8 protein-coding genes are annotated in these 6719 nt (G+C 66.4%); 2 read left to right on the plus strand and 6 right to left on the minus strand.

The window, feature by feature from the left end:
* Window positions 1-153 precede the first annotated feature (153 nt).
* The gene (locus tag ACIQ3B_RS17685; protein ID WP_397404921.1) at window positions 154-495 is read left to right on the plus strand and encodes an endonuclease domain-containing protein; all 342 of its coding nucleotides are present in this window, start codon (window positions 154-156) and stop codon (window positions 493-495) included.
* Between the two features lie 97 nt (window positions 496-592).
* Here the strand turns inward: ACIQ3B_RS17685 and ACIQ3B_RS17690 are convergent, their stop codons facing one another.
* Window positions 593-1414: a phytanoyl-CoA dioxygenase family protein gene (locus ACIQ3B_RS17690; protein WP_397404923.1), complete on the minus strand. Its 822-nt coding sequence runs from the start codon at window positions 1412-1414 to the stop codon at window positions 593-595.
* A 363-nt stretch (window positions 1415-1777) separates the two neighbouring features.
* The gene (gene rpmG / locus ACIQ3B_RS17695) at window positions 1778-1945 is read right to left on the minus strand and encodes a 50S ribosomal protein L33 (RefSeq protein ID WP_397404925.1); all 168 of its coding nucleotides are present in this window, start codon (window positions 1943-1945) and stop codon (window positions 1778-1780) included.
* A gap of 222 nt (window positions 1946-2167) precedes the next feature.
* Here rpmG and ACIQ3B_RS17700 point away from each other — a divergent pair, with 222 nt between their 5' ends.
* On the plus strand, window positions 2168-2545 hold the full coding sequence (locus ACIQ3B_RS17700; protein ID WP_397404927.1) for an endonuclease domain-containing protein: 378 nt from the start codon (window positions 2168-2170) through the stop codon (window positions 2543-2545).
* Between the two features lie 82 nt (window positions 2546-2627).
* On the opposite strand, the gene ACIQ3B_RS17705 is transcribed toward ACIQ3B_RS17700, so the two are convergent.
* The 4 genes from ACIQ3B_RS17705 to ACIQ3B_RS17720 all read right to left on the minus strand — a co-directional run bounded on the left by ACIQ3B_RS17705 (window position 2628) and on the right by ACIQ3B_RS17720 (window position 6581).
* Entirely contained in the window at window positions 2628-3335 is a 708-nt protein-coding gene (locus tag ACIQ3B_RS17705) for an NUDIX hydrolase (RefSeq protein ID WP_397404929.1), read from the minus strand.
* A gap of 64 nt (window positions 3336-3399) precedes the next feature.
* A complete protein-coding gene (rnr, locus tag ACIQ3B_RS17710) occupies window positions 3400-5730 on the minus strand; it encodes a ribonuclease R (protein WP_397404931.1) in 2331 nt (776 codons plus the stop codon).
* A 27-nt stretch (window positions 5731-5757) separates the two neighbouring features.
* Window positions 5758-5934 carry an alpha/beta fold hydrolase gene (locus ACIQ3B_RS17715; protein ID WP_397404933.1) on the minus strand — a complete coding sequence of 59 codons (177 nt, stop codon included), beginning with the start codon at window positions 5932-5934 and terminating at the stop codon, window positions 5758-5760.
* Window positions 5931-6581: an alpha/beta fold hydrolase gene (locus tag ACIQ3B_RS17720; protein WP_397404935.1), complete on the minus strand. Its 651-nt coding sequence runs from the start codon at window positions 6579-6581 to the stop codon at window positions 5931-5933. Before ACIQ3B_RS17720 ends, ACIQ3B_RS17715 begins: the two co-directional genes overlap by 4 nt.
* Window positions 6582-6719: the final 138 nt, after the last annotated feature.

The following is a 6719-nucleotide window of genomic DNA, read 5'->3' on the forward strand; positions in this document are numbered from 1 at the left end:
GTCCGCAAGGGCTCAGGGGGCTTCGACCCTTCCACCGATTGCCTGCCTGGTGTTGTCGCACCGGGCAGGCGTCCCGGAAGACATCCCCAATCTGGCATACTTCCGACAGACAAGGGGGCAGGCCGCGTCCCACAGGTTTGACATTCTGGCCCCATGTGCGCCCCGAAGCCGACAATCCGCCGCGCGCGGTCGCTTCGTCGCCGGATGACGCCGCCGGAGGCGCGCCTGTGGGTCGCGCTGCGTTGCAAGACCCAAGGACTGCGGTTCCGGCGGCAACATCCCATCGGTCCTTATGTGCTGGATTTCTATTGCGACGCCGCCAAGCTCTGTGTCGAGGTTGATGGCCAGGCGCATTGGATCGGGGATGCTCAGGCGCGCGACGCAGACCGCGACGCCTGGTTGACGTTGCGGGGTATACGGACCTTGCGTATCGCCGCGAGCCTGGTGTTTGAGGATCTGGACACGGCGCTTCGGATGATCGAGGCGAGCGCATAGGCGCTGTGCGACGGCAGCCCCCTCCACCCCGCTTCGCGCGGTCCCCCTCCCCCGACGGGGGAGGAGAATTGTAGCTGGGGCCTGTCGGAGTAGGGTGCTAGCTCCAGCCGAAGGCCTCGCCGATCTCCCCCATGAGCGCGGTCTGGATGAACCGGTGTGTGATCATGAGGCGCGGCGTTTCCGAGCCGTTGGGGGCGGCTGCATGGAGGACGCGGAGGTCCATCAGCCAGACGTCGCCGGGCTGGCCTGTTAACTCCACGACCTTCAGCGGCGCGTCGTCGACACGGCCCGCCGGTAGCTCGGTGGGACCGGCCAGGTTCGAGTGACCCTCGAAGAGTTGGTGGAAGAAGGGCTGCGCGCGAAGGGCGGCGTTGATCTCTTTTACCTTGAAGTGTCGCCCGCAGTTCAGGAGGCGATGGGATCCGGCGACGACCACCGTCCCGCCACCTCCGGGTTCGGTGCACTCCAGGAAAGCGAACAGCTGCAGACCCGGGCTATTGCCGCTGGCCAACCTGGGCGCGTCCACATCCCAGCCGGTGGGCAATGTCCAAGGCTGGGCATTGGGCAGGGACGCCAGAATCTGCGGGCGCGGATAGACCTTGTGGTCGAATGGCCCGCCCCCGCTGAGGCGTTCCACTGCGGCCCTGACGGCGGGCTCATCGATCAGGGCCTCGACTTCAGGATGGCGATGGCCGATGTCGCGGGCGGGCTTGAGACCCGTAGCCGGCCATCGGGGCCGCTCGACGTGATCCAGGCGCCATTTCCCGTCGCCCCAGAGTCCGAGAGCCTCCAGGCGGCGCAGGACCGCGTGTCGCGCATCTGCAACGCCCTGCGGACAGAGGAGCCCGTCAATTTTGACGACGCCCTGGCTTTGGAATTGCGCGAGCTGCGCGTCACTCAACTGGGGTGTTTGAGGCAAGACCGTCTCCTGTGGACGGCGCCCCGCAGCAGACCAAGCGCCGCGCAGCGTGCGAGACGTTCAATCCGCTGCGGTACTGATTTCCCGCAGTCACCGCGAGGCGCGGTGAACCATGGACGGACATTCGGCAACATCGCCTGCGCGGTCAAGAGATCCGCGCTAGGTGAAATTCCCCCTCACGCGGGGATAGGGCATTCAGGCAGCGCCTTCGAAGTCCCCATTCCTCCTTCTCCCGCAAGGGGCGAAGGAAAGCGGCTGCCTTGAAGCTGATGAGTAGATCCCGTCGTTCGATCAGGGAAGACAACGCAAAACGCCCGACCTTTCGGCCGGGCGTCTTCAAGCGAAATCAGAGGCTTTTCAGCCTTACTTGATCTTGCCTTCGCGGAATTCCACGTGCTTGCGCACGACGGGGTCGTACTTCTTCAGGACCATCTTGTCGGTCTTGGTGCGGGCGTTCTTCTTCGTGACGTAGAAGAAGCCGGTGTCCGCCGTCGAATTCAGGCGGATCTTGATTGAGGCGGGCTTCGCCATGGCAGTCGTCCTTGCGGGGCCAAACGGGATCGGTCCGCAGGCAGGTGTTCAGGAGGCGCGGAAAATACGAATCCGCGGCCGGAAGTCAATGGCAGTTCCAGAGGTTGCCTTCGAGTTCCTTTTTTGTTCTATTTGTCCTGGATTGGATTTCCTTTCCCGCCGCAGGCGGGAGAGGGGGACCGCCCGCCAAGGAGCGGGTGGTGGAGAGGGAGGGCGGACGCATTGACGTCAAGGCCATCAACGCGGACTGCAACCCGGGCGCGGCGATTCCGGAGAGAGATGACGGAGCCAGAGGTCACGCTGTGGTCGCGGCTGAAGGGTCGCGGCAAGGGGCAGCCGATCTTTCGACGCCAGGTTCCCATCGGCTCGATCATCGTCGATTTCTACTGTCCCGCCGCTAGGCTGGCCGTGGAAGTCGACGGGCGGACCCATTGGGGCGAAGACGCCCAGGCCAAGGATGCGGCGCGTGACTATTGGTTGGGGCGGCAGGGGATCAGTGTTGCGCGGGTTGGCGCTGGCGAGATCTATCGGAACCTTGGTCAGGTTGCAGATGGGCTGATCCTGCAGGCGGTTGAGCAGATGGCGCGTTTGTCGTCCTGAGCAGCCGCCTTCCCTCTCCACCACCGGCTCTTTGGCCGGCGGTCCCCCTCTCCCGCCTGCGGCGGGAAAGGAAGTCTTGGTCCTACAGGCTGGTGGGCTTCATCGAGTTGTCCTTGAAGCGCAGGAACAGCTTGGGACGGCTCGGGTCCTTCATGCGTTCGCCAGCTTCCTTGATCATCATGCGGGTCACGGCTGGAAGCTGGAGATCCATGGCTTCATCAAAGTCGAACCAGGCGATCTCTTCCAGTTCGCCGCAGTCTGCCTGACGCTCCAGGCTGGTGAGACGTTCGGCCTCGGCCAGCAGGAACCAGGTGTCGAACCGCTTGCCCACCTGGGGCGGCGTGATGGCGCGGGCGATCACGTCCAGGGCCTCCAGGTCGGCCACGACGCCCTGGGCGGCGAAATCCTTCCATGGACCTGTGCCGCGTGATTCCCCGGGTTTCCCCAGCAGCAGGCCGGTTTCCTCCCAGGTCTCGCGTACAGCGGCCAGGGCCAGCGCGCGGCCACGGCCGACCGGCAGGTGCTTGTTGAACAGGTCGCCGACATCGGGTCGCAGGTCGGTGGCGAAGGGTGCGCGGTAGTCCGACCGGTCAATCCGGCCGCCCGGGAACACCCAGCGATCAGGCATGAAGCTGTGGCCGCCGTGACGTTTGCCCATCAGAACCCGCGGCTTGGCGGCATCGCGCCGGATGATCATCACCGTGGCGGCGTTTTTCGGGCGGACAGCGCGGGCGCCCGGAATACGGGGCGGACCTTCGGGTTTATGCGGCACGGGAGCTGGGGTGGTCATCAAACAACTGTATGACCTTGCCGGGCATGGAGGGAAGGGCGGCCTTGCGGAAGGCGCGATAAGCCTAGCGTTTCGGCCCGCCCTTCTTCCCGCTGCGGATGTTCTTCGGGCGGCCCTGGGGCCCGCGCTTGGGGCCGCGATAGCTGCCGGGACCTCCGGGACCCCGGTCGCTGCGCTCGCGCATGCCCAGGCGAGGTCTTGGCGCGGTCTTGTCCGGTTCGGCGGGCTCGCTGAGCATTTCGAACAGTAATCCGCCGGTGATCGGCGTCGCCTCGGCCAGCTTCACCCGCACCGTCATGCCCAGCGGCCAGCGGCTACCGGTCTTTTCGCCCACCAGGGCGTGCATGCGGTCGTCATGGACAAAGTACTCGCTGCCCAGACGTGAGACCGGCACCAGGCCATCGGCCCCCGTGCCGGACAGCCGCACGAAGAGGCCGAAGCGCGTGACACCCGTGATCCGTCCGTCAAACTCCGCGCCCACTTTGTCGGCCAGGAAGGCGGCCACATAGCGATCCGTGGCGTCGCGCTCGGCGGCCATGGCGCGGCGCTCGGCGAAGGTGATCTCCTCAGCCGTACCCTTCATCTGCGAGATGTCGCGATCAGAAAGGCCGTCGCTGCCCAGACCCAGCGCCGAGATCAGCGCCCGGTGGACGATCAGGTCGGCGTAGCGCCGGATCGGCGAGGTGAAGTGGGCGTATTTCATCAGGTTCAGGCCAAAGTGACCGATATTCTCGGTGGAATAGATCGCCTGCATCTGGGTGCGCAGGACTACTTCGTTGATGATGTCGGCGTGAGGTCCCTCGCGGGTTTCGCCCAGCAGCTTGTTGAAGCGATCGGTGCGCGGCGCCTCGCCCTTGGTCCATGCGATCCCCAGCGATCCGAGGAAATCGGCCAGGGAAAAGATCTTCTCCTGACTGGGCGCATCGTGGATCCGGTAGATCAGCGGGGTCTTTTTCTGCTCCAGGGTTTCGGCGGCGCAGACATTGGCCTGGATCATGAACTCCTCGATCAGCTTGTGCGCCTCGAGGGAGGGGCGGGGCGTGATCGCATCGATCTCGCCTTCGGCATTGATCGAGATCTTGCGTTCCAGACTTTCGATGGCCAGGGGTGAGCGGGCGTCGCGGCCCTTCTTCAGGCAGGCGTAGGCGGCCCACAGCGGCGTCAGCACCCGGTCCAGCAGCGGGCCAGACTTGTCGTCAGGCTGGCCATCGATGGCGGCCTGGGCCTGTTCGTAGGAAAGCTTCGCCGCCGAGCGCATCAGGCCGCGGGCGAAGGTGTGACCCCGTTTGCGGCCGTCTGCGCCAAACACCATGCGCACGGCCAGGCACGCCCGGTTCTCGCCTTCACGTAAGGAGCAGAGGCCGTTGGAGAGCCGTTCGGGCAGCATCGGCTCCACCCGATCGGGGAAGTAGACGCTGTTACCCTTCTCGCGGGCGATCCGGTCCAGTTCGGAGCCGGGGCGGACGTAGGCGGCGACATCGGCGATGGCGACCCAGGCGATCCAGCCGCCGGGGTTTTTCGGATCATCATCCGGCTGGGCGAAGACGGCGTCGTCGTGGTCACGGGCGTCCTGGGGGTCGATGGTGATGAGGGGCACATCGCGCATGTCCTCGCGACCGCTGAGGGTCGGCGGCTCGGCGTCTTCGGCCTCGGCTTCCGCGGCGGCCGAGAAGCCCATTGGGATACCGTGGGTGTGGATGGCGATCAGCGAGGCGGCGCGGGGCTCGTCCTCGCGGCCGACGATCTCCAGCAGCTTGCCGTGCTTCGGGCCGAAGCGGCTGCCGTGGCTTTCGACCGTCGCCAGCACCAGATCGCCGTCGTTGACGTTCTCGCCGGGCGGCAGCAGCAGGCTGTCCTTGGACCGGCGATCCACCGGCTCGACCCGCACCTCGCGGCGCACCTTGCGCACCACGCCCAGGATGCGGTGTGCGCTCTGGCCCAGTCGCTTGATCAGCCTGGCTTCAAACTCGCCGGTTTCCAGCTGGTTGAACCGCACCAGCAGGCGGTCGCCCATGCCCGGCGCGCCGGCTCCGGCCTCCTTGCCGGGGGCCAGAGACACGACGGGCGTCTCCTCGCCCTTGACCAGCTTGACCAGTAGTTCGCCGTCGGTGTCCTTGCCGACCACGTCGACCACGCCGACCTCGGGAAAAGCGCCGGCTTCGGCAAAGCCGCGGCGGCCGCGCTTGCCCAGCGCGCCCTCGGCTTCCAGAGCGTTCAGCATTTCACGCAGCGCGCGGCGATCGGCGCCTTTCAGGCCGAAGGCGTTGGCGATGCCAGCCTTGTTGGGCTCGCCCTGCTCGCGGATGAAGGCCAGCAGGGTGTCGCGATCCGGCAGCCCCTGCGGCGGGCGCGTGGGCTTCTTGATCGTCTTGTTTGGTCTCTTGGGTCGGGCCATGCCGCGCCATAGCACGGTTTGGACGCTTCAGGCGGCTTGGGCGGCGTTCAAAAATGCGATCATGGCCGGATAGGCCTCCCTATCCTGGATCATGAACATGTGCCCGCCCTTGAACCACTCGAGCTCGACGCCGGGGATGCGGGCGGCCATCTTGTCCTGGGTGGCGGGCAGGGCGATTCCGTCGAACTGGCCGGCGGCGATCAATACCGGGCAGGCGATCCCGGGCAGGCGATCCCGGGCAGGCGATCCCAGGTATCATGGGCGGCGCGGGCCTCCAGCTGACGATGAGCGCCTGCCGCGCGGCCGGGTTCGTCGGCGAACGGGTCGGCGCCGGCCATGGCGACGAAGGCGGCGTAGTCCTGAGGATTCGCCGCAGCCCAGGCGGCGTCGCGGCGGGTATCGCTGATCGGGATCATGAACCTGGCGCGGTCCTCGCCCTTCAGGTGCTCAATTTCGTGGAAGGCGAAGGATGCGCCACCTTCGCCGCCGGGCGAGGTGCAAGCCAGCACCAGCCGCTGCACGCGCGTAGGATGCCGTAGCACCAGCTCCTGCGCCACCATCCCGCCGAACGAGACGCCGACCACGAGGGCGTCATCCCACCCGAGGTGGTCCATGAGGGCCGCCGCGTCGTCGGCGTACTGCGCCATGGAGTAGGGCGCATCCGGCTTGTCGGTCCGTCCCAGACCGCGCTGGTCGTAGGCCACGAGGTCGAAAGCCTTGGCCAGCGGTGAGGCGAACACGTTGGGCGTGACGCGCAGGTCGCCGCCCGTGCCTGAGATGAACAGCAGCCGGGGGCCGGCGCCGGCGCGCTCGTAGTAGAGGTTCAGGCCGTTGAGGCGGGTGTGGGGCATGGGGGGTTACGTTAGAGCGGATTCCATTCAGTCTGCATCGTATCCGCAGCTCTTGAAGTAGTTGGCGCACTCGGTCGGAGTGAAGAGGTCGATGAAGCGTCCGATGGCGTCCCAGAGGGCACCGACGGTTCGCTCGGC

The sequence above is a fragment of the Phenylobacterium sp. genome, assembly GCF_044358365.1.
GTDB lineage: Bacteria > Pseudomonadota > Alphaproteobacteria > Caulobacterales > Caulobacteraceae > Phenylobacterium.